This is a genomic window from Streptomyces sp. NPDC021622 (genome assembly GCF_040640795.1).
Classification (GTDB): Bacteria; Actinomycetota; Actinomycetes; order Streptomycetales; family Streptomycetaceae; genus Streptomyces.
In genome coordinates, this window is sequence record NZ_JBFACK010000014.1 from 234,822 (window position 1) to 261,484 (window position 26,663).

The following is a 26,663-nucleotide window of genomic DNA, read 5'->3' on the forward strand; positions in this document are numbered from 1 at the left end:
AAGGGTCAGCCGGACTTGACCGGCTTCCCCTCGGGCTCCGAGTCGCCCCCGTTCTCGACCGGGCCGATCTGGATCTCGAACTCACCGTCGTACTGCGCGTGACCGGCGATCACGGCCTTCTCGACGGCTTCCGTGCCGTGCTCGCCCCGCACGATCAGCGGGTCGTGGCGCAGGTCCCGCATCAGCGCCACACACATCCCGATCATCACCAGGGTGAAGGGCGCCGCGACAAGGATCGTCAGATTCCGTAGCCCGGTGAGTGCGTCGTCCGAGCCGTCACCGATGAGCAGCATGATCGCGGCGACGGCGCCGGTGACCATGCCCCAGAACACGACGACGAGCTTGCCCGGTTCGAGCGCACCCTTCTGGGAGAGCGTGCCCATCACGATCGAGGCCGCGTCGGCACCCGAGACGAAGAAGATGCCCACCAGGATCATCACCAGCAGGCTCGTGGCCGTGGCGATCGGGTACTCGTGAAGGAGACCGAAGAGCTGGGACTCCGGGGTGTCCTGACCCTCCAGACCGCCGCGGTCCTTGACCGTCATCGCGCTGCCGCCGAAGACGGCGAACCAGATGAGGCTGACCGTGCTGGGGACGAGAATGACGCCGCCGACGAACTGACGGATCGTACGGCCCCTGCTGATCCTGGCGATGAACATGCCGACGAAGGGCGTCCAGGAGATCCACCAGGCCCAGTAGAAGACCGTCCAGCCGCTCAGCCACTCCGCGACGCCCTTGCCGCTCGAGGCCTCGGTGCGGCCCATCAGCTGCGGGAGGTCGTCGAGGTAGGCGCCGAGCGAGGTCGGCAGCATGTCCAGCATGATGACGGTGGGGCCCGCGATGAAGACGAACACCACGAGGAGCCCCGCGAGCACCATGTTGATGTTGGAGAGCCACTGGACGCCCTTCTCCACACCGGAGACGGCGGACGCCACGAAGGCCAGGCTCAGTACGGCGATGATGGTGACGAGCAGACCCGTGCCCGCGTCGTCCATCCAGTCGAGGACCTCGACGCCACTGCCGATCTGCAGGGCACCGAGACCCAGCGACGCGGCGGAGCCGAAGAGCGTCGCGAGGATGGCCAGGATGTCGATGACCCTGCCCCAGGTGCCCTTGGAGTGCTTCTCGCCGATGAGGGGCGTGAACACGGCGCTGATGGTCTGCCGCCGGCGACGCCGGAACGTGCTGTAGGCGATCGCCAGGCCCACCACCGCGTAGATCGCCCACGGGTGGAGCGTCCAGTGGAAGAGGGTGGTGGCCATGGCGGTTTCCATCGCCGCGGCGGAGTCGGCGGGATCCGTGCCCGGCGGGGGCGTGGTGAAGTGGGCGAGCGGCTCACTCACGCCGTAGAACATCAGGCCGATGCCCATGCCGGCGCTGAACATCATGGCGACCCAGGAAACGGTCCTGAACTCCGGCTCCTCGCCCTCCTTGCCGAGGGTGATCTTCCCGTACCGGCTGATCGCCAGCCAGAGCGCGAAGACCACGAAGCCGCTCGCGGTCAGCATGAAGAACCAACCGCCGTTGGTCATCAGGCCGTTGAGCGCGTCCGTGGAGACTTCCTCCAGGGAGTCCGTCGCCACGGCACCCCAGACCACGAAGGCCAGGGTGAGCACGGCGGTCACTCCGAACACGATCCGGTCGGTCTGTGGAGACCGGCCGGAGGAGGAGAGCGCCGGATCAGGCGCCTCTCCTCCGCCGTCCGCTTTCTGCAGGTCTTGCGTCACAAGTGCACCTTTCACGGATTTCGTATTCGTACAATCTCTGTGCTCCGCTACCCACTACCACATGTGACGCACCACTCAGCTGCTCAACAGGCGGTGTCGGGCCGACCTGTGACCAGGTGATAGGGAGCGCGCTCGTCGAGGAGCAGCGGCACGAGGGCACGGGCGGACTGCCGCAGCGGCACGTACGCGCCCGACCCGTCCCGCTTCGCCTGCACTCCGTGCAGGGCGAGTTCGTCCTTGATGTCGCCGTACTGGGCGGCGTCGAGCCGGTAGCAGGCGGGCGGGTCCTGGATCACCTCGGACGGTTCGGCGGGGTCGTTGTCGGCGCCGCCGATGTAGACGGGGCCGCTGTCGCGGAAGCCTTCGAGCCGGGCCGCGCCTGTGGCCGCCTCCAGTTGACCGCGCCGCTCGTCGGCGTAGGCGAACAGGCCGCCCAGGGCCGAGAGTTGGGAGTTCACGCGGCGGCGGTTGTTCAGCGCCTCGTCCTTCTTCTCGGCGTCGGTGAGCGGGTCTACCCGGCTTTCGATGAGCAGACCCGCGGCGTGCTTGATGCCGGAGACGTTGCGCAGGATGCGCTCCTGGCCGTCGCCCGCGGTCTGCTTGATGGGCTCACCGGTCACGGGGTCGGTCCAGATCCCGTACGTTCCCGTCGTGTACCCCGACTTGTTGGCGGCCGGCCTGACATAGCCCTCCGACAGGGTCTTCGCCTCGCCGTGGACCGCCTCGTCGGTGTTGAGGTTGCGCGGCCACAGGTCGAAGAGGTCCTTGTCGTAGTACTTGGGCGTCGCGCCGTACTCGTGCAGGTCGTAGATGGCGTCGGGCTTCCGGTCGCGGATGAGGGCAGCCATCGTACGGCCCTCCGCCGTCTGCAGCGCGATGTGGTCCCGGTTGATGTCGACGCCGTCGGAGTTGCCGCGGGTGTCGGCGGCGCGGCCGTCCGGGTTGGCGGTGGGGACGACGAGGAGCGTGGTGCGGGAGAGGAACTTGTGGGTCTGCTTGTCCTTCGCGTACGCCAGGTCGCGGACCGTCGACAGACACGCCTCACGGCCCGACGGCTCGTCGCCGTGCTGGCTGCAGATCAGCAGCACCGTGTTCTTCGCGGGCCGGTCGCCGATGCGCACCAGTTGGAGCGGCCGGTTCTGCTTGGTAGTGCCGATGCGGGCGACGGATACGCGGTCGGTCGACTTGTCGACGGCGGCGAGGAAGTCCTGCTCCTCCGGCTGGCTGGTCCAGCGCGCGCCGTTCGTCTCCTCGAATCCGGTACGTGGCGGGGTCCCCGATGCCTGCGCGGGCGCGGTCAGGAGCGGTGCGGCGAGCGCGGCGGTGGCGCAGGCCAGCGCCAGGGTGCGGATACGGGGTCTCATGAAGTGCTGCCTCCCGGGACGGGGCGGAACGGACGCGGCGGGGCCACGCCGTCGAGGCGGGATTCGCGGGGGGTGACGTCTGGTGAGGTGGTGAAGGCGCCCGCGCCACCGACCATCGGTACCTTCGCCGACGTACGGGAGAGGTCGATGGCGAGCGTCGGCGTGTCGGCGGGGGGATCGATGAGGTCCTTGTCGGTGCCCGCGACGATCAGGGCGAGGCGGTGCCCCTTCGGTACGACGTGGTCGCTCGCGGCCAGGTCGAGGGTGATGGTGTGCGGCTTGCCCGGCGTGAGGGGGCGGCCCTGGTGGTCGTCGGCCCAGTTGCCGAGGTCGGCCCAGCCGCGGCTGAAGACCGTGTAGTCGACGTCGGCGGTCTTCGCCTTCGTCACCTTGAAGCAGGAGCTGTCGCCCGCGGTGCTCGCGCCCCAGCAGGTGCGTTCGGTGAGCGTGGTGATGCCCTCGCCGGCGCTCGCGTAGTCGCGGATGGTGTCGGGGCCCAGGTCGACGAGGACCGCGGAGAGGTGGGCGGTGCGGGTCGTCGGGGTCGCCGTGACGGTCACTTCGGATGAGCCGGACAGGCGCAGGTCGCGGCCGAGCGGCCGGCTGATGAACCCTGCCTTCGAGGGGGTCGAGGTGTCGATCTGCGCGGCCCAGTCGGTCTCGCTCAGCTTCGGGTCGTCGGTGAAGGTCTCGCTGCCGGTGCCGGGGCGGGTGCCGAGGGTGCCGACGCCGGGTGAAGTGCCCTTGCCGGGACGGAGTTTGACCGTGTCCGTGGCGCGCGGGGGCCACACGCGGTCGGTGGTCCAGCGGTCGGGTGCCCGCTCGATGTCGGCCATCGGCTCGCGGTCGATGCCGTTGTCGTAGCCGAGGAGTTCATGGTCGAACCAGCGGTGCAGGGTGCGCACCCAGTCGCCGCGGCGGAAGTCGAACGGATCGACGTGGCCGGTCTGGCTGAGCCACACCTTGCGGTCGACGCCCGCGTCACCGAGCGCGTCCCACCACTGACCGAAGTGCTTCATCCGGACGTTCAGGTCCTGCATGCCGTGTACGGCGAAGACGCTGGCCTTCACCTTGTCGGCGTCCGGGACATGGTCGCGCTCGCTCCACAGCGGGGTCCAGTCGCCGGTGCGGGGCGCCCCGTCGATGAGCCGCTGTTGTACGGCGCCGCAGCGGGCCCTGGCCTCCGGGCTCTCCACGTAGTCCGAGAGCCATTCGGGGCCGCTGTCGTAGAGCGGGGCGCCCTTGGCGAAGTAGTAGTCGTACCAGGAGGAGATGGCGCCGATCGGCACGATGGTCTTGAGACCTCGCACTCCAGTGGCGGCCACGCCCTGCGCGACGGTGCCGTCATAGCTCTTGCCGATCATTCCGGTGGCGCCGTTGGTCCAGGTCGCCTTGGCGGACTGGCTTCCTGTCCGGGTCGTGTAGCCGCGGGCCCGGCCGTTCAGCCAGTCGACGACGGCCTTGGCGGACTGGACGTCGGAGCGGCCGCCGACGTCGACGCAGCCGTCGGAGCGGTTCGTTCCCGCGAAGTCGACGGCGACGAAGCCGTAGCCGCGGGGCACGAAGTAGTTGTCGTAGTAGAGCGGCATCTGGACGACGTCGCCGTTCGCGTCGTACGTCTTCTTCTGGCTCTCGTTGCCGCGCCCGCAGCAGGAGTAGTACGGGCTGGCATCCATGATCACGGGTATCTTCCGGCCCTGTTGGGCCGGTTCGCGGGGCCGGACGATGTCGACGGCGACCCGGTCGGTCTTCCCGTCGTCGTCTCCGTCGATCTGTGTGTCGACCCAGACGGCTTCGCGGATCGCGCTCTCGTACGAGTAGACGGGCTTGCTCTCACTCGGGGCGCTCGGCGCCCCTTGTGCGGCGCCCGGGGACATGAGGGTGGCCATCAGGGCGGCCAGGGCCGCCGTCACCAGGGATCTCCGGATCAAGCGTGTGCGTCGCGCACGTATCGGCATGGCGCGGAAGGTACACCGGTCAACTCCCGTGCGACAGAGGGCAGTACGCGGCGGCGACAGGTTCGTGGGGCGTATTGGCACATGTCGGCCGAATGGCGATCGTGTGACAGCTGCGGCCATGGACATGACCCGTGGCGGGAGGGCTCAATAAGGTCGGACCACTCATCTACCGATGTGCCCCTATGACTTGGAGTTCTCGTGCACCGCAGACTCATCGCCCCGGGCGCGCTCGCGGCCTCTCTGCTGCTGGCGATCCCGGCATCGGCCGCCGACTTCACCCCCGGGGCGCCGGGTATCGGCGATCCCTATTACCCGGCGAGCGGCAACGGCGGCTACGACGTGTCGCACTACGACCTGCGGCTGAAGTACCAGCCGAAGACCGACCTGCTCGAAGGCACGGCGACCATCAACGCCACCACGACGCAGGACCTGTCCCGCTTCAACCTCGACCTCGGACTGAAGGTCAGCGAGGTGCGGGTCAACGGCAAGAAGGCGGCGTTCAAGGCCACCGGCGAGCAGGAGTTGGAGATCACCCCGGCGGCAGGGCTGCCCAAGGGCACGCCGATCACCGTCGTCGTCCGTTACGCGGGCAAGCCGTCCGAGGTGAAGATCAACGGCTTCACCGCCTGGGCGCGCACGCCGGACGGCGGTGTCGCCGCGCAGGAGCCGGAGTCGGCAGCCTGGTGGTTCCCGTCGAACGACCACCCGCTCGACAAGGCGACGTACGACGTCTCGGTCTCCGTGCCGGACGGCTCGCAGGCCATCTCCAACGGCGTGCTGCAGTCGCAGAGTTCGAGGCTCGGCTGGACGCGCTTCAACTGGCGCTCGAACAAGCCGCAGGCCAGCTATCTGGCGACGCTCGCCGTGGGCAAGTTCGACATCACCACCGACAAGACGGCGGACGGCCTGCCCGTCCTGAACGCCTACAGCAAGGATCTCGGTGACAACGCCGGGGCCGCGCGGGCGAGCATCGAGCGGTCCACCGAGGTCGCGGAGTGGCTGGAGACCGTCTTCGGCAAGTACCCGTTCAACGCCCTGGGCGGGTACGTCCCGAACGTGACGAGCGGCTTCGCCCTGGAGACGCAGACGCGGCCGTTCTACAGCCCGCGGCAGTTCGCCAACGGGGCCAACGTGTCGGTCGTGGTGCATGAGCTGGCCCACCAGTGGTACGGCGACAGCGTGTCGGTGGACGGCTGGAAGGACATCTGGATCAACGAGGGCTTCGCCCGGTACAGCCAGTGGCTCTGGTCGGAGAAGGAGGGCGAGGGCACGGCGCAGGAGCTCGCGGACTACGTGTACGCGCAGCACCCGGCCGACGACCCGTTCTGGAAGGTCAAGCCGGGCGACCCGGGTCCGGAGAACCAGTTCGACATCGCCGTGTACGACCGTGGGGCGCTGGCCCTGCAGGCGCTGCGCAACGAGATCGGCGAGAAGTCGTTCTCGGCGATTCTGAAGGGGTGGCCGAAGGAGCACGCGTACGGCAACGCGAAGGTGGGTGACTTCGTGAAGTACGCGGAGAAGGTGTCCGGGAAGCCGCTGGCTTCCCTCTTCGACACGTGGCTGTATCAGCCGGTCCGGCCGGGCGCTCCTGCCGCGCGGGATGCCGGGGTCGCGCGCAGCGCGGGGGTTTCGGCTGCGCCGAAGTCCTGGAAGTCCATTGCCGCGACGAACGGCGTGCACGGTCACCGTCACGGGCACTGAGACTGAACCGCCGCTTCGCGGCGGATGTTCTCCCGCCCACCCACCCGATTGCCCGGCAGGGCTCAGCGGTGGGTGGGCGAGCCCGCCGCCGTCACCTCTGCCTCCTCGACTGTGTACGCCGAGGCGAACGTGAACGCCCGCGGGGTCGGCCCGTGCGACCGCAGGTGCGCGAGGCGCTCCAGGGCCTCCTCGACGGTCGGAAGGTGCCCTGCGGGGACCCACCACATCACCAGGTGCGCCTCTACGTGCCGTTGGAAGAATTCGCGGCGGCGTCGCATCACCTCGAGGTGACCGCTGCGGTAGGCGAAGTCCCACAGGGCTTCCTGGGTCTGCCACACCGTCAGGTTGACGATGACGTCCTCGCCCGCGGGGCGCAGTTCGGTGGCGTCGGCCGCCCCCTCCTCGACGAGCCGCCACACGAAGCCGGGCGCGCCGTCCGCGGCGGCGTTGACCGGGTCGAGCATCTCCACGAATGGCGCCATGCGCGGGTCGTCGAGGGGATGGCGGAGCGTGGCGACGTTGAGCTGGGCGAGGTGGGCGGCGTGCGGGGATGCGGTCATGGCCTCATCCCAGCACGGCTCACTTTTCTATGTCAATGAGGATTGTTTTTAGAGGGCTCAGAAGGTTCTAGGCGCCTCAGAAGGCTCGATCACCACGCAGCACTCCCCCGGACGGGCGTCCATGCGGGCGCGGACGGGTCCTTCCGTGCCGAGCAGGCCCTCGAGGAGTGCGAGATTCATGCCGCAGACGAGCGGCGGGAAGCGTTCGGCGACGGCACGGAAGGGGCAGTTGCGCATACGCACGACGCCCGCGCCCTCCTCATCGGCATCTTCCACGTGCGGTTCGTAGCCGCGATCGGCCAGCAGCTTCATGGCCTCTTCGAGGTCACCACAGGGCGCCGCCGAGCCGCGCAGAGCCTCGCCCCTGCGGCGCGCGGCCGCGCAGAGCCCGGCGTCGAGCCCGGCCTGCTCGGCGGCCTCGGCGAGCAACTCGGCGGCGGTGCGGTAGTCGCGGGCGGGCAGCGACACCGCACGCTCGGCCCGCGACCGCGTGTACACCTTGGCGGGACGGCCCGCCCCCGGCCCCGAACGGCCCGTGAGGCGGCGGCTGCCGCTCTCCAGGAGCCCGGCCTCGGTCAGCTTGTCCAGATGGTGCGCGGCGAGCGTGCGCGCGACGCCTGCCGCCTCCGCGGCCTCGTTGCGGCCGACCTCGCGGCCCTGCGCCGCCACGTACTCGTACAGGCGACGCCGCACCGGATCCTGCAGGGCCGCGATCGCTTCGATGTCCTCCACCGGGCCATTCTACGAACAACGCAGGTTGGAGATAGAAGAGCGGGACGTGCGCCTCCCGTGGCGACGGCGTTCCTGCCTTCGCGCCTCGCGGGCCAGCGGCAGGTAGCGCAGGCGTTCCGGCAGCAGCGGGGCCACCGTGCGGACGACGCGTCCGAAGCGGCGCAGTCGGCGTTCCTGGGTCGTGGTCCAGGGGAGGCCGATGGCCTGCCGCGCGTCCGGCGGCATCAGGCCGATCGTGAGGAAGCGGCGGAAGCGGGCGAGCGGCGGCAGGACGAGCGGCCACAGGGTGCGCAGCGCGAGGCGCAGGGCGCGCGGGCCGCGGTCGGGCGGCGGGAGCGGGCGGTCCACGGCGACCAGTTCCCCGGCGACGGCCGTCAGTTCAAGCTCGTCGGCGAGGACCTTCTCGTAGTACGGCCAGAACTCGTCCAGGGTCTGCGGCATGTCCCGGTCGTGGATCCCGAGGATGCGGCCCACCTGGAGCCACTCCGCGTACAACTGCCGCTCCTGGGCCGGGGTGAAGGGGCGGCCGAAGTACTGCCGCGCATGCCGGTAGACGGGGAATCCGGTGGCGTGGACCCAGGCGTAATAGGCGGGCGTCAGCGCGTGGTAGCTGCGGCCGTGGGCGTCCGTGCCCTGGATGGCCCTGTGCAGCTCACGGAGCCTGCGGCCCTCAGCGGCCGCGGCCTCGCCGCCGTACACCCAGGTCTGCAGCGACCGCAGCGAGCGCTCGCCGCGTCCCCAGGGGTCGGTGCGGAAGACGGAGTACGTGTCGACGCCTGCGCCCACCGCGGGGTGCGCGACCTGCATCGTGAGCGCGGCGGGCAGGGCGAGCAGGGCGCGGACGTCACCGGCGATGTCCCACAGGATCCCGCCGGGTGGTGGCGGCTCGGGGACGGTCTGGCGGCGTGGCATCACACGACTCCCGGAGGGTGACCCGACCCGGCCGGCCGGTGCCCGGTATGTACGTGTTCCAGTATGCGACGGCCCTGGCCGAGGCGGGCTCCGGGAGTCGGGGGCCGCGGTGGGGATCGCTCAGCCCGCGGCCGCCGCGTGTGTCTGCAGGATGAGGTCCGTGACCGCGTCCGGCTCGCGCAGCGTCGGGAAGTGGTCGCTGGCGCGCAGGCGCACCAGGCGGCAGCCGGGGATGCGTTCGGCCATCTCCTCGTTGCAGCGGACCACCGAGGGCTGGTCCAGCTCCCCCAGGGCGAGGGCGCACGGCACGTTCAGCTCGCCGAGGCGGTCGAAGGCCGGCGGGTCGGGCACGTTGTGCGGCTGGGTGGCGAACCACGCCGGGAGGACCGCGAGGAGGTGCGCCCTTGCCTCGTCGTCGTAGCCGGTGCCGGCCGCCGCCGAGCTGTGCATCAGCATGCTCACCAGGCCTTCCATGTCGCCTGCCTCCGCCAGCCTGACGAACTCGGCCATGAACTCCTCGGTGAAGAGGTCGGAGCGGCCGGTGATGCCCGGCACCACCAGGGCGAGACCCGCGACCCGCGCCGGGTCGTCGAGCGCGAGGCTGATGGCCGTGGCCCCGCCCATGCTGGACCCGGCGAGGACGGCGCGGTCGATCCGGAAGTGGTCGAGCACCGCGCCGAGATCCTCGGCCAGCGAGAACGCGGCGGTCGGGGCCGGCGACCTGCCGTAGCCGCGCGCGTCGTAGCGGATGACGCGGTGCCGCTCGGTGAGGCGCGGCAGGATCCCGTCCCAGATGCGGGAGTCTGCGACGCCCGGGTGCAGCAGGATCAGCGGCAATCCGTTGCCGCCGGAGTCCTCGGCCCATACCTCGCCGCCCTTGACCGACACCATTTGTCCCATGGTGTGAGCCTGCCGTGGCATGGGGGTTGCCGCCAGGCAGAACTCGGTCGACCTGTGGTGCGGTGCGCCCATGCGCCGGGGCGGCACGCCGTGCGCGACTGCGGATGCGTTCTGGTTGCTCGCGCAGTTCCCCGCGCCCCTTCGGGGCGCTCCCGCACCTACCGACCCGAACCCGTCGTCGTGGCTGGTCGCGCCCACGCGGCGGAGCCGCACATGTCACAGCCCCGCGCCCCTCTCGGGGCGCCCCGCTAGCGGCCCGTCGCCGTCCGTGCCGGGATCGGCTCGCCCACGATCCTGCTCGCGAGGGCCGACGCCAGCTCGGAGACCTGGCCGCGCAGTTCGGCCTCCGCCGATGCGCGCTCGGTCTCGATTCTGGTCTGGCCGGACGCCACGAGCTCGTCGCGCTCGCGCACGCCGTCCTCGCGGGCGGCGGCGATCAGGGCGGCGCCTTCCTCGCGGGCCCGCTGGCGCACCAGTGCCGCGTCGTGGCGGGCTTCGGCGAGCAGCTCCTCCCGCTTCTCGCGTATCCGCTCGGCATCGCTGCGCAGCTCGGCCGCATGTCCGCCGGTGATTTCTTCGAAGAACCCGGCGCGGACTTCGAGTACGCGGTCGATGCGCGGCAGAATGCGCCTGACCAGGAAGAAGACGGAGCCGAACAGCACGGCTGCGGCAACGACGTGTTGAGGATCCGGCTTGAGGGGTCCCAGGTTCATCGCGATGAGCTGCATGCCGGTGACCTACCCGCTCATCCGTGCACAACAACGCACATCTGCAAGGGAGTTGGGTGAGGCTCATCACGCCAGACCGAGGGCGCACGGGGGCTCAGTCCCCGAAGTCGTACACCGTCACGGCGATTCCGCGGGCCGTGAGCCGCTCGGCTATCAGCGGCTCGACCCGGGACCACTTGCCGCCCGCGAGTCCGCAGCCGATGCGCGGCATGTGTACGGAGGCGTCGAGTTCGGCTGCCTTGTCGGCGAGCTTGCACAGGGCCGTGTCGATTGCCTCGTAGCGCACGGGGACGCCCTTGCTGCCGGTGCGCATGCCGTGCTGGCCGATCATGTTGGCCACCCACAGGAGCGGTCCGACCTGGACGAACTGGGCGGCGCCCAGGCCGAAGTCGTTCTTGGCGCGCTCCCGGTGCCACCGGCGGTACGCCGTCTCCGGCTCGGGCCAGCGGCGCGACACCGCGACGACGAAGCCCTTGCCCCAGCCGCCCAGGTCGTTGCAGACATGGGCGATCAGCTTGGTGCCCTTGCCGAACGGAACGGTGGCGTCACCCCGGACATACGTGATCTCCGACATGACGCCACCGTAGGCGTTGCCACTGACAGTGGCCCGCGCGTTGTTACTTGCCGGCCTTCATGAGGGTCTCGGCCTCGCGGTCCACGTTGCGGCGGATCGCGTACCAGCCCGCGACCAGCGCCGCGGCGATGATCGGGATGAGGTAGAGCGTCTTGCGGCCGACCTCGGGGTCCTTCCACATCAGGGCGAGGACGGAGAGGAGGAACACGATCGTGACGATCTCCGTGACCGGGCTGCCCGGGAGCCGGAAGCCGGGCCGGGTGAGCAGGCCCTCCTTGGCGCGGCGGACGAACGCCAGGTGACAGATCATGATGATCACCCAGGTGCTGATGATGCCCAGGGATGCCACGTTCAGGACGATCTCGAAGGCCTGGCTCGGCATCAGGAAGTTGAGGCCGACGCCGAGCACGCACACCGCGGAGGTGAGCAGGATGCCGCCGTAGGGGACCTGGCTCTTGTTCATCTTCGCGGTGAACTTCGGCGCCGAACCGGCCATCGCCATCGAGCGCAGGATGCGGCCCGTGGAGTACAGGCCCGAGTTCAGCGACGACATCGCGGCCGTGAGGACCACCAGGTTCATCACGTCACCGGCCGCCGGGACGCCGATCTTGGAAAGGACCGTCACGAACGGGCTCTGGTCCGCCGAGTACACCGACCCGGGGAGCAGCAGCGCGAGGAGGATGACGGAGCCGACGTAGAAGAGGCCGACGCGCCACATGATGGAGTTCACCGCGCGCGGGACGACCTTCTGCGGCTCGGCGGTCTCGCCCGCCGCGACGCCGACCAGCTCCAGCGAGGCGTACGCGAAGACGACGCCCTGCATCACGATCACGACCGGCATGATGCCGTGCGGCAGGAAGCCGCCGTTGTCGGTGATCACGCTCAGGCCGGGCGTCTGCCCGCCGACGTCGTGCTGGGTGACCAGCAGGAAGATGCCGATCAGCATGAAGGCGACGAGGGCCGCGACCTTGACGATCGCGAACCAGAACTCCATCTCGCCGAAGATCTTCACCGAGATCAGGTTGATCACGAGGACGACGGCGAGGGCGATCAGCGCGAGCACCCACTGCGGGATGTCGGTGAAGAAGCTCCAGTAGTGCGTGTAGAGCGCGATCGCGGTGATGTCGGCGATGCCGGTGGTCGACCAGTTGAGGAAGTACATCCAGCCGGCGACGTAGGCGCCCTTCTCGCCGAGGAACTCACGCGCGTACGAGACGAACGAACCGGACGACGGCCGGTAGATGACCAGCTCGCCGAGGGCGCGTACGACGAAGAAGGCGAAGATGCCACAGACGAGGTACGCGACGGCGAGTGCGGGGCCCGCCGAGTGCAGGCGGCCGCCCGCTCCGAGGAAGAGTCCGGTTCCGATCGCGCCACCGATCGCGATCATGTTGACGTGGCGGGCCTTGAGGTCCTTGCTGTAACCGGCGTCGCCGGCATCCGCGGGGGCCCGGGACGCATCTGTGCGGGATGCGTCCAGGGCGGCCGAATCTACGGCGTCCTTGCTCACGGGGGGATCTACTCTCTGGTGCCCGGAAGAGCTCCGGGGTCCGGATGTGCTCCGGTCCACGACACCCCTGAAGTGCGTGGACCGACGCGACACCTTCCCCCAGAGATCCCCGGACATGCGGTGGCGCACATCACATAGCGGCACTTCTCACATGGTGGGCAGGGGGTGTACAGCCGCTGATCAATGGGTGTACAGCCCATTGATGGCGTCCTTGTACTTCTCCTTGATGACCCTGCGGCGCAGCTTCAGGGACGGCGTCAGCTCCCCGGTCTCCGGGCCCCACTCCTCGCCGAGGAGCCGGTACCGCTTGACCTGCTCGGTGCGGTTGAGACGGGCGTTGGCCGCGTCGACGGCCCGCTCGATCTCGTCCCGCACGGCCTCGCTCGCCATCAGGTCGCCCGTGATCCCCCGGGCGGCGGCCCACGCGGGGGCCATTTCGGCGTCCAGGACGAGCAGCGCCACCAGGTAGGAGCGGCCGTCGCCGTGGACGAGGGCCTGGCCGATGAGGGGGTGCTCCTTGAGGGCGTTCTCGACGAGCGCGGGCGAGACGTTCTTGCCCGTCGAGGTCACGATCAGTTCCTTCTTGCGGTCGGTGAGCCAGAGGAAGCCGTCCTCGTCGATCCGCCCGACGTCGCCGGTGGCGAACCAGCCGTCCGCGTCACAGACCGAATCGACGCCGCCGTCGGGCAGGAGATAGCCGTCGAAGACGGTTGCGCCGCGCACCAGGATCTCGCCGTCGTCGGCGGTGCGGATCTCCAGACCGTCCAGGGGCTTGCCCACCGATCCGAGCCGGAAGGCACCCGGGGTATTGATGGTGACGACTCCGGTCGTCTCCGTCAGGCCCCATGCGTCCATGATCACGAGGCCGAAGCCCGCCCAGAAGCGCACGATGTCCAGCGGCATCGACGCCGCCGCGCTCGCCGTCCACACCAGGCGGTCGAACCCGGCAAGGGAGAGCAGCGGATCGAGGACGTTCTCCTTGGCCCCGCGGTACGCCGCCTCGACATCGGCCGGCGGTTCCTCGCCGCGCTCCACGTACGCCACACGCGCGCGTACCGCCTCGTTCGCCGCCTCGATCGACTCCTGCTGCTCCTTCGGCAGCCCCGCGAGCGCGGCCCGTACCGACGCGGCCAGCTTCTCCCACACGCGCGGGACCCCGAAGAACTGCGCGGGGTGCAGCTCGCGCGCGGTCGCGGCGACGGCGTTCGGATCCGCGCACAGGTGCACGTGCGAGACACGGAACACCGGCAGGTAGATGCCGAGCATGCGCTCCGCGACATGCGCGAAGGGGAGGTAGCTGATGTGCTCCACGAAGTCGGGGAGTTCGACGACGGAGTCCAGGGCGACGCCGTTGAGGACGACATTGCGGTGCGTGATGCGGACGCCCTTGGGGTCGCCGGTGGTGCCCGATGTGTAGACGACGGTGAGCGGATCGTCGGCCCGGGACTCGCGCCAGGCCTTCTCGAAGGCGTCCGGGTTGAAAAGCCGGCCTCCCGTGGCGTGCAGGGAGCCGTAGGTGCGGTGCGGGCCCGCATCGGCCGCCTCGACGACGACCAGACGCTCCAGCGGGGCCGTGGCGTCCGACAGGAGGGGCTCCCAGCGGGCCAGTTCGCGTGCGCCCTCGACGATCGCGAAGCGGGCGCGGCTGTGCCGGGCGATGTGCGCTATCTGCTCGGGGGCCGATGTGCCGTACACGGTGACGGGGACCGCGCCGAGGTGCACGAGGGCGAGGTCGCTCAGCCAGTGTTCGGGGCGGTTGCCCATCATCATGAGGACGTGCTCGCCGCGCCGTACGCCGAGCGCCGCGTATCCGGCGGCGAGGACGGCGACCTTGCGGCGCGCCTCCCGCCAGGTCAGTGTCGTCCACTCCCCTTCGGGGGTGGTGCGCCAGGAGAGTGCGGGGCGGTCGCCGTGGTCCTCGGCATTGCGGAGCAGCAGGGCGGGGAGCGTGGTTTCGGCGGGTTCCCCGGGGAGTCGCAGGATCGTGGTCATGACCGCCTCCTGGCGTCATCGACGAAGCAAGTGACTGGCCGGGACGCTTTCACAACAGTGGTGAGACAGCAATACTGTTGCGCTGGATCGGTGCACAACTCGGTGCACAACGGGGTGCATATCTGGGGAGGCGATGCGCAGCCATGACGATGACGACGACGTCGGACACCGACGAGCCGACGCTCACGGTCGACGAGCTGGCCGCGCGCGCGGGCGTCACCGTCCGCACGATCCGCTTCTACAGCACCAAGGGCCTGCTGCCGCCGCCCGTCATCGGCCCGCGCCGCGTCGGCCACTACGGCCGGGACCATCTGTCCCGGCTCGCGCTCATCGAGGAGTTGCAGCACCAGGGCATGACCCTGGCCGCGATCGAGCGGTACCTGGAGCAGCTGCCGCCCGATCTGAGCGCCCACGATCTCGCCATCCACCGTGCCGTGGTGGCCTCTTGGGCACCCGACTCGTCCGAGGACATCGACCGCGCCGAGCTGGAGCGCAGGGCGGGCCGGTCGCTTGACGACGGGGATCTGGAGCGGCTGGCGGCGATGGGTGTCGTCGCACGGGCCGAGCCGCAGGGGACGTACCGCGTCGATCCGGGGCTGCTGCGGCTCGGCGTGCAGCTGCTCGACGTACCCATCGCGCACGAGACGATCCTCGCGGCGCGCACGGTCCTGATGGAGCACACCCGCTCGGCCGCCCACGAACTGTCCCGGCTCTTCCGCGACGAGGTGTGGGGGCCCTACCGGGAGCGCGAGTCGGACCCGGAGCACGTGGCGGCGATGCGGTCCCTGTCGGCCCATATGCAGCCGATGGTGGTGCAGGCCCTGGTGACCGCGTTCCAGCGCTCCCTCAAGGAGGAGCTGCGGGAGTGGCTCAAGGACAGCTGAACCACTCCCGCGGACTCCTTGGCTACACCTTGACGTTGGCCGCGGTGGCGGTCGGCGTCTCGTCCTGCGTGACCTGCAGCATCCGCGTGGCGTAGACCTCGGCGAGGACCTCGAGGTCCTTGCGCGTGTTCGCCTGACCGGAGTTGTCCCGGATGTCGAGCGTGGCGACGAACTTGCCCTGGAGGATCACGATCCGTTGTGAGGTCTTCATCGCGGGGTTCGTGTACCCGTAGGTGATGCTCGCGTTGCCCTGCGGCGGCCCGTCGAGGACCTTGAGCTCGCGGTGGTTGTTCTCCGCGTAGCTCTTCCAGGCGTGGAAGGCGCGCTCGGCGGCCGTGCCGTTCTTGTAGACGATCAGGTCGTAACTGGCGCTCTCGGCCTTGTCGCTGGTGCGGTAGCCGACCTGGCCGTTGGCGACGGCGCCCTTGCACTTGCCGCTCGGGTCCTTGCACACCGACGGCTTCTTGGCGGCGCTGTACGGCTTCGTCGAGACGGTGCGCAGGGCGGCGGGCATGGTGTCGAGGGGCGGCAGGATCGCCTTCGCGTCCTCCGCGCCACTCAGTGAACCGGCGCCCTTGCCCGCGGATCCGCCCGTCGCCCCGCCGATGGTGCGGCTGTTCGACGATCCCGAACCCGACTTGTGCTTCTTGTTCTTCTTCTTGCCTCCGCAGCCCGTAAGGGCGAGCGAAAGGACAAGCACTCCGACGCCTACCGCTCGCGTCGTTCCCCCAGTTGTCAACCGCACAGCGGTCATCCTCCGTTTGTCGTGATCATGCTCTACGGCAGGATACGACGTCGGAACCGGGGTCCCGGGTTCCGCCCCCTTGCGTGCGGAACCCGGGAGATGACCGAGGTCAGGCGTCGCTGAACTTCTCGCCCTTGTCCGCCTTTTCGACCAGCAGCGCGGGCGGCGCGAACCGCTCCCCGTAGCGGTCGGCCAACTCACGCGCGCGTGCCACGAATCCGGGCAGGCCGCCTTCGTAGCCGTTGATGTACTGCAGCACGCCACCGGTCCAGCCGGGGAAGCCGATGCCGAAGATGGAGCCGATGTTGGCGTCGGCGACGGACGTCAGGACGCCCTCTTCAAGAAGACGCACGGTGTCGAGCGCCTCGGAGAAGAGCATCCGCTCCTTCATGTCCGCGAAGGGGATCCCGGCCCCCGGCTTCGCGAAGTGCTCGCGCAGGCCCGGCCAGAGACCGGCGCGCTTGCCGTCCACGTACTCATAGAAGCCCGCTCCCCCACTGCGGCCGGGGCGCTCGAACTCGTCGACCATGCGGTCGATGACGGAGTCCGACGGGTGCCCGGCCCAGGTGCCGCCGGCCTCCTCGACGGCGCGCTTCGTCTCGTTGCGGATCTTGCGCGGCAGGGTGAGGGTCAGCTCGTCCATCAGGGAGAGGACCTTCGCGGGGTAGCCCGCCTGGGCCGCGGCCTGCTCGATGGAGGCGGGCTCGATGCCCTCGCCGATCATCGCGACGCCTTCGTTGATGAAGTGCCCGATCACGCGCGAGGTGAAGAAGCCCCGCGAGTCGTTGACCACGATCGGTGTCTTGTTGATCTGGCGTACGAGGTCGAAGGCGCGCGCGAGGGCCTCGTCCCCGGTCCGCTCGCCCTTGATGATCTCGACGAGCGGCATCTTGTCGACCGGCGAGAAGAAGTGCAGGCCGATGAAGTCGACGGGCCGCGTGACGCCCTCGGCGAGCTGGGTGATGGGCAGCGTCGAGGTGTTGGAGCAGAGCAGCGCGTCCGGCTCGATGATGTCCTGGATCTCCTGGAACACCTTGTGCTTGAGCGCGGTGTCCTCGAAGACGGCCTCGATCACGGCGTCGCAGCCCGCGAGGTCCTGCGGGTCGGCGGTCGGCGTGATGCGCGCGAGCAGCGCGTCGGCCTTCTCCTGGGTCGTACGTCCCCGCTGCACCGCCTTGGCACACAGCTTCTCGGAGTACGCCTTGCCCTTGGCGGCGGCTTCGGCGGACACGTCCTTCAGGACGACCTCGATGCCCGCGCGGGCGCACGAGTAGGCGATGCCCGCGCCCATCATGCCGGCGCCGAGCACGGCGGCCTTGCGCACCGGACGCGGCTCGATGCCCTTGGGCCGGTTGGCGCCGGAGTTGACGGCCTGCAGGTCGAAGAAGAACGCCTGGATCATGTTCTTCGCGGTCTGCCCGGTGACCAGCTCGGTGAAGTAGCGGGCCTCGATGGTCAGCGCGGTCTCGAAGTCGACCTGGGAGCCCTCTACGGCGGCCGCGAGGATGTTGCGCGGGGCCGGGTAGGGGGCGCCGTTGATCTGCTTCTTGAGGTTGGCCGGGAAGGCGGGCAGGTTCGCGGCGAACTTCGGGTTGGCCGGGGTGCCGCCGGGGATCCTGTAGCCGGGCCTGTCCCAGGGCTGCGCCGACTCGGGGTTGGCGTCGATGAAGGCGCGGGCCTTCTCGATCATCTCCTCGCGGGTGGCGGCCACTTCGTGGATGAGGCCGTTCTCCAGGGCGCGCTTCGGGTTGTACTGGGTTCCCTGGAGCAGCACCTTGAGCAGCGCGTCCGCGATGCCCATCAGGCGCACGGTGCGGGTCACGCCGCCGCCCGCCGGGAGCAGGCCGAGGGTGACCTCGGGCAGACCGATCTTGGAGCCGGGCGCGTCGAGCGCGACGCGGTGGTGGCTGGCCAGGGCGATCTCGTAACCGCCGCCCAGGGCGGCGCCGTTGATGGCGGCGACGACGGGCTTGCCCAGGGTCTCGATGCGGCGCAGGGAGCCCTTGATGGCGGTGCCCGTCTCGAACGCCGCCTGGGCGTTCTCGGGGCCGACCTGCATCATTTCCTTCAGGTCACCGCCCGCGAAGAAGGTCTTCTTGGCGGAGGTGTAGATGATGCCGCGGATGGAGTCCTGCTCGGCCTCCGCGCGGTCGGCGATCGCCGCGATGGAGTCCTTGAACGCCTGGTTCATGGTGTTCGCGGACTGGTTGGGGTCGTCGAGGACGAGGGTGAGGATGCCGGTGGCGTCCATTTCCCAGCGGATAGTGGTGCTTTCGGTCATGGTCTTGTCTCCGTGAAGTCTGTTGCGGTCGGGGTGGGCGGCTACTGGGGTGGGCCGACATGTCCGTTGCCGTCTGCGGATCGTGGTGGGTTGCTCGCGCAGTTCCCCGCGCCCCTGAGGGAGACGCGCACTTCGTGCGCCGTCTCCCTCAGGGGAAAGCGCGGCGAAGCCGCAGCTTTCAGGGGCGCGGGGAACTGCGCGATCAGCCACGACGAGACAGGCAGTCGGCAACGGTCAACAGCCCCACCGGCGCTTAGCCGGAGACCCGTTCCACGATCGTGGCGATGCCCATGCCTCCGCCGACGCACAGCGTGGCAAGCCCGTACCGCAGGTCCCGCCGCTCCAGCTCGTCCACCAGCGTGCCCAGGATCATCGCCCCGGTCGCGCCCAAGGGATGCCCCAACGCAATCGCGCCGCCGTTGACGTTCACCTTGTCCAGCGAAAGGCCCATGTCCTTCACGAAGCGCAGCACCACCGCCGCGAAGGCCTCGTTGATCTCGACGAGGTCGATGTCGTCGATGGTCAGACCGGCCTTGGCGAGCGCCTTGCGGGCGGCAGGCGCGGGGCCGGTGAGCATGATGGTCGGCTCGGAGCCGGAGACGGCCGCGGAGACGATCCGGGCACGCGGCGTGAGGCCGTTGCGCTCGCCGACCTCCTTCGAGCCGATGGCCACCAGCGCGGCGCCGTCGACGATGCCGGAGGAGTTGCCCGCGTGGTGGACGTGGTCGATCTGCTCGATCCAGTGGTACTTCTGCAGCGCGACGGCGTCGAAGCCGCCGAGGTCGCCGATGTCCTTGAAGGACGGCTTCAGCTTGGCGAGCGAGTCGGCGGTGGTGCCCGGACGCATGTGCTCGTCGTGGTCGAGGACGACCAGGCCGCTGCGGTCCTTCACCGGCACGACGGACCGCTCGAAGCGGTTGTCCTTCCAGGCGGCCGCGGCGCGCTCCTGGGACAGGGCCGCGTACTCGTCGACGTCACGCCGGGTGTAGCCCTCGACGGTGGCGATCAGGTCGGCGCCGATGCCCTGCGGCACGAAACCCGTCTCGTAGTTGGTCATCGGGTCGGCGAACCAGGCGCCGCCGTCCGAGGCCATCGGAACGCGCGACATCGACTCGACGCCGCCCGCGAGGACGAGGTCCTCCCAGCCCGAACGCACCTTCATCGCGGCCATGTTGACCGCTTCCAGACCCGAGGCGCAGAAGCGGTTCTCCTGGACGCCCGCGACGGTGTCGGGGAGCCCGGCGGCGATGGCCGCGATGCGCGCGATGTCGGAGCCCTGGTCGCCGACGGGGCCCACCACACCGAGGACGATGTCGTCGACGGCCGCCGGGTCCAGGCCGGGGAACCGGGCACGGATCTCGTGGATGAGCCCGACGACGAGATCGATCGGCTTGGTGCCGTGCAGGGCGCCATTGGCCTTGCCGCGTCCGCGCGGGGTGCGGATCGCGTCGTATACGTACGCTTCGGTGGTCAAGACGGAGGCCTTTCGCATGGAACGTGAGGGTGAGGTGAGGGGAGGCTGAAGGCCGGACGGGCTCAGGCGAGCAGGGAGCGGCCGATGATCTCCTTCATGATCTCGGTCGTGCCTCCGTAGATCGTCTGGATGCGTCCGTCGGTGAAGGCCCTGGCGACGCGGTACTCGGTCATGTAGCCGTATCCGCCGTGCAGTTGGAGGCAGCGGTCGGCGACGCGTTTCTGCAGTTCGGTGGCCCACCACTTGGCCATCGAGGCGTGCACCGCGTCGAGTTCCCCGTTCGAGTGATCGACGATGCAGCGGTCGAGGAACGTACGGGTGACCGCGCACTCGGTCGCCATCTCGGCGATCTCGAAGCGGATGTGCTGGAGCTTGGAGAGCGGGCGCCCGAACGCCTCGCGCTCCTTGACGTACGTCGTGGTGATCTCCAGGAGGTACTCGGCGGCGGCGATCCCGGCGACGGCGATGCCCATGCGCTCCTGCGCGAGGTTCGTCATCAGGTGGATGAACGCGCCGTCCAACTCGCCGAGGAGGTTCTCCTTGGGGACGCGTACGTCGTTGAAGAACAACTCGGCGGTGTCCTGGGACTTCTGGCCGATCTTGTCGAGGTTGCGGCCGCGCTCGAAGCCCTCCATGCCGCGCTCGACGACAAGGAGGGACAGGCCCTTGGCGCCGCCCTCCGGTGTCGTCTTGGCGACGACGATCACGAGGTCGGCGATGATGCCGTTCGAGATGAACGTCTTGGAGCCGTTGAGCAGCCAGTGGTCGCCCTCGTCGGTGGCGGTGGTGCGGATGCCCTGGAGGTCGGAGCCCGCGCCCGGCTCGGTCATCGCGATGGCCGTGACGATCTCGCCGGAGCAGAAGCCGGGCAGCCAGCGCCGCTTCTGCTCGTCGGTGGCCAGCGAGGTCAGGTACGGGCCGATGATGTCGTTGTGCAGGCCGATCGCGAGGCCGGGCGCGCCCGCGCGCGTGAACTCCTCGGCGATGACGGCGCTGTAGCGGAAGTCGGCGTTCCCGCCGCCGCCGTACTCCTCGGGGACGGCGAGCCCGAGGAGCCCCTGCTTGCCCGCCGCCCGCCAGGCGTCACGGCTGACGATGCCGTCCTTCTCCCACTCCTCGTAGTGGGGCAGCACTTCCTTGGCCAGGAAGGTGCGGACGGTCTCGCGGAACGCTTCGTGTTCGGCGGAGAAGATCTGACGCTTCACCTATGGCCTCCTAGAGCCAGCCCTTGACGGTCTCGATCCACTTGGCCGGCTCGGGGCCGACGGGAATGACGTTGAGCATCGTGACGCCCGCCTCGCGGAAGGCCTCGACGCGCTCGCGTACGTAACCGGCGGGCCCGCACAGCGACATGAGCTCGCAGAACTCGTCGGGGACCGCCGCCTCGGCTTCCTTCTTGCGGCCCGACAGATACAGCTCCTGGATGCGCGCGGCCTCCCGCTCGTAGCCGTACGCGACCGCGACGTCGTTGTAGAAGTTCTTCCCCGGGGCGCCCATGCCGCCTACGTAGAGGGCGATTTTGGGGCGCGCCAGATCGCGTGCGGCGGCCGCGTCCGCACCGATGGCGAGCAGCCCGCCGGCGACCGTCTGCAAGGGTCCGAGCGCCGGATCGCGCTTCTCCTTGCCCTCGGCGAGCGCGGCGCCCCACACCTGGTGGGCCTTTTCCGGGATGAACAGGGTGGGCAGCCAGCCGTCGGCGATCTCGGCGGTCATCCGGACGTTCGCCGGGCCAAGGGACGCGATGTACAGCGGCACTTCGGAGCGCACCGGCTTGGTGAGGATCTTCAGCGGTTTGCCCAGCCTGCCGCCCTTCTCCGGGGGCAGCGGCATGTCCGTGACGCCGTGGTGGTCGATCACCTCGCGGCGCAGGATGCGGCGGGTCAGCTCGATCGCCTCGCGGGTGCGGGCGAGCGGCTTGTCGTAGGGCCTGCCGTGCCAGCCCTCGACGACCTGCGGGCCCGATGCGCCGAGCCCGATGATCGCCCGGCCGCCGGAGACCGCGTCGAGTCCCGCGGCCGTCTGGGCGATGAGGGCGGGGGTGCGCGAGTAGACGTTGAGGATCGCGGCGCCGATCCGCATGCGCTCGGTGCGTGCGGCCAGGTAGCCCATGATGGTGGGCGAGTCGAAGCCGTACGCCTCGGCGACCCAGACGGCGTCCAGACCGGCGGACTCCAGGGCCGCCACGTCGTCGGCGGCCTGCCGCGCGTCGCCCTCGTAGGCGAGCGGTGTGGAGAGCTGCATCAGTCGGCTTCCTTCGTCGGTACGTCGGTCGGGGCGAGCGCCGGTACGTCCCAGTCGCGGGCCACGTCCGCGGTGTCGGCGCCCGCCTGTGCGGGGCCGCGGCGGATGTCTGTCGGGGTCGCGGAGAAGCGGGGCGCGGGCGCCGGCTGGGTGATCCCGCCGTGGTCGACGAAGGTGCCGCGGGCGGCGAGGTGGTGGTGGGCAGGGGCTTCGCGCAACGAGAGCACCGGGGCCACGCACGCATCCGATCCCTCGAAGACGGCCGTCCACTCGTCGCGCGTGCGCTCCTTGAAGCGGGCCGCGACGGCCTCCCGCAGATCGCCCCAGCGCGCGATGTCCTTGCGCGGCGGCGCCTGGTCCGGCAGCCCGAGCAGCGCGACGAACTCGTCGTAGAACTGCTGCTCCAGAGCGCCGACGGCCATGTACCCGCCGTCCGCGGTCTCGTAGTTGCCGTAGAACGGGCAGCCGCCGTCCAGGAGGTTGGCGCCCCGCCGGTCCTGCCAGCCGCCGGCCGCGAGCATGCCGTGGATCATCGAGGTGAGATGCGCGGTGCCGTCGACGATCGCGGCGTCCACGACCTGCCCGGTGCCGTGCACGCGCGCGTGGTTGAGCGCGGCAAGGATGCCGACGACCAGGTAGAGCGAGCCGCCCGCGTAATCGCCGACGAGGTTCGCCGGGACGGTGGGCGGCTCGTCGGGGGCGCCGATCATGCCGAGGGTGCCGGTGATCGCGATGTACGCGATGTCGTGCCCGGCGCGCTGGGCGAGCGGGCCCTCCTGCCCCCAGCCGGTCATCCGTCCGTAGACGAGCTTCGGGTTGCGGGCGTGGCAGTCGGCGGGCCCGACGCCCAGGCGCTCGGCGACGCCGGGGCGGTAGCCCTCGATGAGGACGTCGGCGCGCTCGACCAGGTCGAGGACGCGGTCCGCGCCGTCAGCCGCCTTGAGGTCGACGATCACGGACCGTTTGTTGCGGTTGGTGATGTCGTACTCGGGATTGATCGCGAGAGCGCCGCCGCCCGGCCGGTCGACGCGTACGACATCGGCGCCGAGGTCGGCCAGGAGCATGGCCGCGAACGGGCCCGGCCCGATGCCCGCGAGCTCCACCACGCGCACTCCGGCGAGTGGACCGTGAACGCCCTTGTCCGGCACTGCCATTGAGCCCCCAGCTCTGTGACACAACTGATGTAACACCAGTGATGCTAAGAACGTGTTCCACTCTGCACAAGACCCTAGCAAGCAAGCGCTTAGACAATTCCACGACCGGCCCACGGACAGGCCGTGCCGCGCCTAACCTGGGACTCATGGATTCCGTACTGGTCAGCGCGTGTCTACGCGGGGTGCCGTGCCGGTTCGACGGCCGCGACAAGGCTTCGCCGGAAATCGACGTGGCGGTCGCGGGACGCGAGGTCGTGTCCTTCTGCCCGGAGGCGGCGGGCGGCCTGCCGACCCCGCGCCGCCCGGCCGAGCTCGTCGGCGGTGACGGTCACGACGTGCTCGACGGGACGGCACGAGTCGTCGAGGACACGGGACGTGATGTGACGGCGGAGTTCGTGGCGGGCGCGCGGCGTGCGCTCGCCGCGGCGCGCGCCCACGGCTGCACCGAGGCGCTGCTGATGCCGCGCAGCCCCTCGTGCGGGCGCGGCCTGGTCCACGACGGGTCGTTCGGCGGGGAGCTGGTGGCGGGCGACGGGGTGACGGCCGCGCTGTTCGAGCGGAACGGGATCGCCGTGCGGGCGGCTCCCGGGGTGTGACGCGCGACGGTGCTCCGGGGCTCAGTGGGCGAGGCTCACCGGGCGCGGCCGTCCAGCTCCGCCACCAGCTTCTTCGTGGCGATCACGCGGTAGCTCTCCTCCACCCAGTCGCAGAGCAGCGCGGCCGACGGTGCGCCCTTCTCCTCCAGCGGGATGGTCACCCAGCCCGCCTTGCCCAGACCGTACCCGGCGGGCTCGGCGCCCGGTGCGGTCAGGGCGTGCGCATGCTGCTCCTCCTCCTTGAGCTTGACGGTGATGCCGAGGGGATAGCTGCCGTCGTCCATACCGAGGAAGACGAACACCTTCTTGTTGACCTTGGCGACGGTCTCGCCCCACGGGAAGTCCTCGGTGGCGCCCGGCATGCCCAGAGCGAAGTCCCGCACGCGCGTCCACTTGGTCAGGGCGCCCTTCGAAGGCCCGCTCTTCGCGACGGCCATGGTTACCTCCTGGTACGTCGTCCCTGAACTCACGCTAGCCTCAGCCACCGACAACGGCGCGGGGTGACGGCGGAGAGGTGCCATGAGCAGTCAGAACGGCAAGGAACGTACGAAGAACCGCACGAAGAACCGCACGAAGGACCGCACATACGACATCGTGCTCTTCGGAGCGACCGGCTTCGTGGGCGCGCTCACCGCGGAGTATCTCGCCGCGCATGCGCCCGAAGGACTGCGCTGGGCGATCGCGGGGCGCGACAAGGGGAAGCTGGAGCAGTTGCGGGAGCGGCTGACCGGCACGCACCCGGCCTGTGCCGGGCTCCCGCTCCTCCACGCGGACGTGGCCGACCCCGCGTCCCTGCGGGAACTCGCCGCCCACGCGCGCGTGGTGGCCACGACCGTCGGCCCGTACATCACGTACGGCCAGGAACTCGTCGCCGCGTGCGCGGAGGCGGGCACGGACTATCTGGACCTCACCGGGGAGCCTGAGTTCGTCGACCTCATGTACGTGCGCCACGACGCCCGCGCGCGGGAGACCGGCGCCCGCCTCGTGCACGCCTGCGGCTTCGACTCGGTCCCGCACGACCTGGGCGCCTACTTCACGGTGCGGCAGCTGCCCGAGGGGGTGCCGCTGCGCGTCGACGGGTTCGTACGCACCCATGCCACGTTCTCCGGGGGCACGTTCGCCTCCGCGCTCAACCAGTTCGCGCGGGGTCCGCAGATGATGGCCGCCGCGCGGGACCGCCGGCGTCACGAGCCGCGCCTGGTGGGCCGCAAGGCGTACGCCCCGACGAGCGCTCCCCGGTACGCGGGCGAGGTCGGCGCGTGGGCGCTGCCGCTGCCGACGATCGACGCGCAGGTGGTGCAGCGCTCGGCGCGGGCACTTGAGCGGTACGGCCCCGACTTCCGCTACCGGCACTACGCGGCCGTGAAGACGCTGCCGTTCGCGGTGGGCGGCGTTGCGGCCGTCGGCGCTCTGGCGGCGGCCGCGCAACTGCCGCCCGCGCGGCGGTGGTTGTCGGACCGGCTCAAGCCGGGCGAGGGGCCCAGCGCCGAGCGGCGGGCCAAGAGCTGGTTCTCCGTGCGGTTCGTCGGCGAGGGCGGCGGACAGCGGGTGTTCACCGAGGTCTCCGGCGGCGACCCGGGGTACGACGAGACGGCGAAGATCCTGGGCGAGGGGGCGCTGTGCCTGGCGCTCGACGACGACCTGCCCGCGGTGGCCGGACAGGTGACCACCGCGGTCGCCATGGGTGAGGCGCTGACGTCGCGCCTCACGGCGGCGGGCATCACGTTCCGGGTGGCCGCTGCCCTGTAGCGCGTTCCGGGTGGCGCGCCGCCCGCTCAGCCCGCTGTGGCCTCCCGCAGCGCCTTGCGGCACAGCGCGTCCGCCCGCCTGGTCGACTCCGGGAGCCGGTAGCGCGGCGTGAGGCGCAGGGTGTGCGCGCAGGCGTTGTCGAGGCTCACCCGGTGGCCGACGGAGACGAAGACCGGCTTGACGCCCTCGCGGGTGCGCAGGGCGCGGCCGATCTCGTCCGTGCCGTCGAGCAGCGGCGCCGCGCTGCCCCGGGGTGCGTCCGGGGCGTCGTACGAGAACGTGAAGGGGTTCTTGGCGACGCCGATGGTGGGCAGTCCGGTGAGCACACCGAGGTGGCTTGCCAGGCCGAAGCGCCGGGGGTGCGCGATGCCGTAGCCGTCGCAGACGAGGAGGCCGGGGGCGGTCTTGAGGTCGCCGAGGGCCGCGAGGACGGTGGGGATCTCGCGGAAGGCGAGGAGTCCCGGCACGTAGGGGAAGGCAACGCGGCCCACGGCGGTCGCCTCCTCGACCACGTCGAGCGTCGCCCCGTCCAGGACGACGAGCGCGGCGGCCACGACGTCCCGCTCGTCGTCGTAGGCGACGTCGACTCCCGTGATGTGCCCGGTGCCGGGCGGCGGTCCCGCTTCGTCGAGGACGACCCGGGGGCGCAGTCCGTCCTGGACGGCGCGGGCGGATGCCTCGTCGGTGGGCCAGTCGGCGGGGGTGGGCGCGGGTGTGGCGTAGGTAGTCATGGTGCGGCCAGCGTAGTTTCCCGCGGCCGCACCGGCCCCGACGCCCGGACGGGGGGGGGGGGCCCCCCGCGGCGGGGCGCCCCCCCGCCGGGTCGCGACAGATGTGAGGGTGAGAGGACTCTATAGAGGCGGCCAGAAAGCGAAAAACCG

23 protein-coding genes are annotated in these 26,663 nt (G+C 70.2%); 4 read left to right on the forward strand and 19 right to left on the reverse strand.

Translation table 11 applies throughout. The annotated features are described in order from the left end of the window. Nucleotides 1–5 precede the first annotated feature (5 nt). The 3 genes from AB0G47_RS27325 to AB0G47_RS27335 form a co-directional block, all read right to left on the reverse strand. On the reverse strand, nucleotides 6–1,634 hold the full coding sequence (locus AB0G47_RS27325; protein WP_360775151.1) for a BCCT family transporter: 1,629 nt from the start codon (nucleotides 1,632–1,634) through the stop codon (nucleotides 6–8). Nucleotides 1,635–1,810: 176 nt separating this feature from the next. Beyond that, complete coding sequence (locus tag AB0G47_RS27330; RefSeq protein ID WP_360775061.1) at nucleotides 1,811–3,091, reverse strand: M14 family metallocarboxypeptidase; 1,281 nt, start codon at nucleotides 3,089–3,091, stop codon at nucleotides 1,811–1,813. Next, nucleotides 3,088–5,049 (reverse strand): Xaa-Pro dipeptidyl-peptidase, encoded by a 1,962-nt coding sequence (locus tag AB0G47_RS27335; RefSeq protein ID WP_360775064.1) that lies wholly within the window; start codon nucleotides 5,047–5,049, stop codon nucleotides 3,088–3,090. The genes AB0G47_RS27330 and AB0G47_RS27335 overlap by 4 nt, the downstream gene beginning before the upstream one ends. Before the next feature lie 198 nt (nucleotides 5,050–5,247). Between AB0G47_RS27335 and AB0G47_RS27340 the strand changes: the two genes are divergently transcribed. Continuing rightward, nucleotides 5,248–6,750, forward strand: coding sequence for a M1 family metallopeptidase (locus AB0G47_RS27340; RefSeq protein WP_360775067.1), 1,503 nt, complete (start codon nucleotides 5,248–5,250; stop codon nucleotides 6,748–6,750). Between the two features lie 62 nt (nucleotides 6,751–6,812). Here the strand turns inward: AB0G47_RS27340 and AB0G47_RS27345 are convergent, their stop codons facing one another. From AB0G47_RS27345 to AB0G47_RS27380, 8 genes are all read right to left on the reverse strand, one after another. Beyond that, nucleotides 6,813–7,310, reverse strand: a complete 498-nt coding sequence (locus AB0G47_RS27345; RefSeq protein ID WP_360775069.1) for a DUF3291 domain-containing protein — start codon at nucleotides 7,308–7,310, stop codon at nucleotides 6,813–6,815. A 57-nt stretch (nucleotides 7,311–7,367) separates the two neighbouring features. Further along, on the reverse strand, nucleotides 7,368–8,042 hold the full coding sequence (locus AB0G47_RS27350; protein ID WP_360775072.1) for a helix-turn-helix domain-containing protein: 675 nt from the start codon (nucleotides 8,040–8,042) through the stop codon (nucleotides 7,368–7,370). A gap of 9 nt (nucleotides 8,043–8,051) precedes the next feature. Beyond that, on the reverse strand, nucleotides 8,052–8,954 hold the full coding sequence (locus tag AB0G47_RS27355; RefSeq protein WP_360775075.1) for an oxygenase MpaB family protein: 903 nt from the start codon (nucleotides 8,952–8,954) through the stop codon (nucleotides 8,052–8,054). A gap of 120 nt (nucleotides 8,955–9,074) precedes the next feature. Beyond that, on the reverse strand, nucleotides 9,075–9,854 hold the full coding sequence (locus AB0G47_RS27360; protein ID WP_360775077.1) for an alpha/beta hydrolase: 780 nt from the start codon (nucleotides 9,852–9,854) through the stop codon (nucleotides 9,075–9,077). A gap of 248 nt (nucleotides 9,855–10,102) precedes the next feature. Continuing rightward, nucleotides 10,103–10,582, reverse strand: coding sequence for a hypothetical protein (locus AB0G47_RS27365; protein WP_360775079.1), 480 nt, complete (start codon nucleotides 10,580–10,582; stop codon nucleotides 10,103–10,105). A gap of 94 nt (nucleotides 10,583–10,676) precedes the next feature. Beyond that, nucleotides 10,677–11,156, reverse strand: coding sequence for a macro domain-containing protein (locus AB0G47_RS27370; RefSeq protein WP_360775082.1), 480 nt, complete (start codon nucleotides 11,154–11,156; stop codon nucleotides 10,677–10,679). Nucleotides 11,157–11,199: 43 nt separating this feature from the next. After that, nucleotides 11,200–12,666 carry an amino acid permease gene (locus AB0G47_RS27375; protein WP_360775083.1) on the reverse strand — a complete coding sequence of 489 codons (1,467 nt, stop codon included), beginning with the start codon at nucleotides 12,664–12,666 and terminating at the stop codon, nucleotides 11,200–11,202. A gap of 180 nt (nucleotides 12,667–12,846) precedes the next feature. Beyond that, on the reverse strand, nucleotides 12,847–14,658 hold the full coding sequence (locus AB0G47_RS27380) for an AMP-dependent synthetase/ligase (protein WP_360775086.1): 1,812 nt from the start codon (nucleotides 14,656–14,658) through the stop codon (nucleotides 12,847–12,849). A gap of 149 nt (nucleotides 14,659–14,807) precedes the next feature. On the opposite strand from AB0G47_RS27380, the gene AB0G47_RS27385 reads away from it, so the two are divergent. Next, nucleotides 14,808–15,542 carry a MerR family transcriptional regulator gene (locus AB0G47_RS27385; protein ID WP_360775154.1) on the forward strand — a complete coding sequence of 245 codons (735 nt, stop codon included), beginning with the start codon at nucleotides 14,808–14,810 and terminating at the stop codon, nucleotides 15,540–15,542. A gap of 22 nt (nucleotides 15,543–15,564) precedes the next feature. On the opposite strand, the gene AB0G47_RS27390 is transcribed toward AB0G47_RS27385, so the two are convergent. From AB0G47_RS27390 to AB0G47_RS27415, 6 genes are all read right to left on the reverse strand, one after another. After that, nucleotides 15,565–16,242, reverse strand: a complete 678-nt coding sequence (locus AB0G47_RS27390; protein ID WP_360775088.1) for a hypothetical protein — start codon at nucleotides 16,240–16,242, stop codon at nucleotides 15,565–15,567. Nucleotides 16,243–16,396: 154 nt separating this feature from the next. Further along, nucleotides 16,397–18,568: a 3-hydroxyacyl-CoA dehydrogenase NAD-binding domain-containing protein gene (locus tag AB0G47_RS27395; RefSeq protein WP_360775091.1), complete on the reverse strand. Its 2,172-nt coding sequence runs from the start codon at nucleotides 18,566–18,568 to the stop codon at nucleotides 16,397–16,399. A gap of 253 nt (nucleotides 18,569–18,821) precedes the next feature. Continuing rightward, on the reverse strand, nucleotides 18,822–20,042 hold the full coding sequence (locus AB0G47_RS27400) for an acetyl-CoA C-acetyltransferase (RefSeq protein WP_360775094.1): 1,221 nt from the start codon (nucleotides 20,040–20,042) through the stop codon (nucleotides 18,822–18,824). A gap of 62 nt (nucleotides 20,043–20,104) precedes the next feature. Continuing rightward, entirely contained in the window at nucleotides 20,105–21,247 is a 1,143-nt protein-coding gene (locus AB0G47_RS27405; protein WP_360775097.1) for an acyl-CoA dehydrogenase family protein, read from the reverse strand. 10 nt (nucleotides 21,248–21,257) lie between these two features. Continuing rightward, complete coding sequence (locus AB0G47_RS27410) at nucleotides 21,258–22,283, reverse strand: LLM class F420-dependent oxidoreductase (RefSeq protein WP_360775100.1); 1,026 nt, start codon at nucleotides 22,281–22,283, stop codon at nucleotides 21,258–21,260. Next, complete coding sequence (locus AB0G47_RS27415) at nucleotides 22,283–23,437, reverse strand: CaiB/BaiF CoA-transferase family protein (RefSeq protein ID WP_360775103.1); 1,155 nt, start codon at nucleotides 23,435–23,437, stop codon at nucleotides 22,283–22,285. The genes AB0G47_RS27410 and AB0G47_RS27415 overlap by 1 nt, the downstream gene beginning before the upstream one ends. A 146-nt stretch (nucleotides 23,438–23,583) precedes the next feature. On the opposite strand from AB0G47_RS27415, the gene AB0G47_RS27420 reads away from it, so the two are divergent. After that, complete coding sequence (locus tag AB0G47_RS27420) at nucleotides 23,584–24,033, forward strand: DUF523 domain-containing protein (protein WP_360775105.1); 450 nt, start codon at nucleotides 23,584–23,586, stop codon at nucleotides 24,031–24,033. Nucleotides 24,034–24,068: 35 nt separating this feature from the next. Here AB0G47_RS27420 and AB0G47_RS27425 read toward each other — a convergent pair whose 3' ends face one another. Further along, a complete protein-coding gene (locus tag AB0G47_RS27425) occupies nucleotides 24,069–24,470 on the reverse strand; it encodes an MmcQ/YjbR family DNA-binding protein (protein ID WP_266872378.1) in 402 nt (133 codons plus the stop codon). 82 nt (nucleotides 24,471–24,552) lie between these two features. On the opposite strand from AB0G47_RS27425, the gene AB0G47_RS27430 reads away from it, so the two are divergent. Then, the gene (locus tag AB0G47_RS27430; RefSeq protein ID WP_360775110.1) at nucleotides 24,553–25,782 is read left to right on the forward strand and encodes a saccharopine dehydrogenase NADP-binding domain-containing protein; all 1,230 of its coding nucleotides are present in this window, start codon (nucleotides 24,553–24,555) and stop codon (nucleotides 25,780–25,782) included. 26 nt (nucleotides 25,783–25,808) lie between these two features. On the opposite strand, the gene AB0G47_RS27435 is transcribed toward AB0G47_RS27430, so the two are convergent. After that, the gene (locus AB0G47_RS27435) at nucleotides 25,809–26,513 is read right to left on the reverse strand and encodes an endonuclease V (RefSeq protein WP_360775113.1); all 705 of its coding nucleotides are present in this window, start codon (nucleotides 26,511–26,513) and stop codon (nucleotides 25,809–25,811) included. Nucleotides 26,514–26,663 lie beyond the last annotated feature (150 nt).